This is a genomic window from Moorena sp., from assembly GCF_982860115.1.
The window spans coordinates 1-1,566 of record NZ_CEYLVT010000460.1 but is presented as its reverse complement, the minus strand read 5'-3'; the positions used below and the strand labels follow the sequence as shown (position 1 = coordinate 1,566).

At 45.3% G+C, this 1,566-nt stretch carries 1 protein-coding gene; it reads left to right on the top strand.

The genetic code is table 11. The annotated features are described in order from the left end of the window. Positions 1 to 1,566: condensation domain-containing protein (locus tag AC4II3_RS32665; protein ID WP_490723044.1), on the top strand; the 1,566-nt coding region annotated here is incomplete at both ends.

Below are 1,566 nucleotides of genomic sequence, written 5' to 3'. Positions count from 1 at the left end.
TTCTGGAAGCTTTTCCCTTAACACCTAGCGGCAAAGTCGATCGCAGGGCTTTACCCATTCCCGATGCTTCAAGTTTGATTCGTGAAACCAGTTTTGTTGCTCCCCGGGATTCGGTAGAACTGCAACTAGCTCAAATTTGGTCAGAGATTCTGGGTGTTTCTCCTATCGGAGTTCACGACAACTTTATTGAATTAGGCGGACATTCCTTGTTGGCCACTAAAATTATCGGGCTAGTGCGCGATCGCTTCCAGGTAGAATTACCCCTGAATTGCTTATTTGAGTGTCCCACAGTTGCTGAGTTAGCCAAGGAGGTTCTTCAGGAAGAGGGATTAACTATTGGAGCACCCCTACAACCGATTTCACGAGAGCAAACCATTCCTTTATCTTTTGCGCAAGAACAACTGTGGTTTCTGAACCAGTTAACCCCAGAAGAACCAGTCTACAATGAAACCTTGAGCATTCATCTAGGTGGAGATATCAATATTCCTGCCTTGGAAGAAAGTCTGACGGAACTCATCCGCCGCCACGAAATTCTGCGGACGACCTATTCAGTTGTTAACGGTCAACCTTGTCAGGAAATTCAGCCACCATCTGCATTTACTTTACCGATTGTCGATTTGCGAGAATGGTCAGAAACAAAACGAGAAACAGAAGCGGTGCGTATTGCCACCGAACAGCTTCGCCAACGATTTGACCTCACCCGAGGCCCCTTGCTGCGAGCTACTCTGATTCAGCTTGCTTCAGACAACTATCGGCTCTACTTCGCTATTCATCACAGTGTTATAGATGCCGAATCATTTGTGCATATTATCCAGGAATTAGAAATTATTTATACGGCATTTTGTCAAGGTTTACCGTCACCTCTGCCAGAATTACCCATACAATATGCCGATTTTGCGGTTTGGCAACGCCAGCGGTTACTCGGAGTTGTTCTCTCCCATCAGCTTGCCTACTGGCAGAAACAACTAGAAAATTTACCCCAGTTAAAACTTCCCACTGACCGTCCTCGCACTCCCCAAACGACTTTTACCGGTTCATTTGTTCGTCACCAACTGCCCTTTGAGTTAATCGAAAATCTCAAAACTCTTAGCCGTCAAGAAAGTGTTACCTTATTTGTGACCTTTGCGACAGCAATCAAAGTTTTGCTTTATCGCTATTCGACCCAGGAAGATATTGTTCTGGGTACTGTCATTTCCCAACGGGATCGACCGGAGTTAGAAGGAATCATTGGAAACTTTCTCAATGCTTTAGTCTTGCGTAGTGACCTCAGCGGCAACCCTAGTTTCTGCGAACTGTTAAAGCGAGTCCGGAATGTCTGTTTATCAGCTTACTCCCATCAAGATGTGCCGTTCCAGAAGGTGGTAGAAGCCCTTCATCCCGATTACCAATTCACCCAAAATCCCCTGTTTCAGGTGGCTTTCACCATCGATCCAGCTCTAGTAACGGAAGACAAGTTAGGATGGAAAGCGTTTTACTTTGAGGTAGATCCTCAGATTTCTAAGTTTGACATAACTTTCTATCTCTTAGAGGAAGAATCGGAGGGAATGGTTCTTCTGACTGAATACA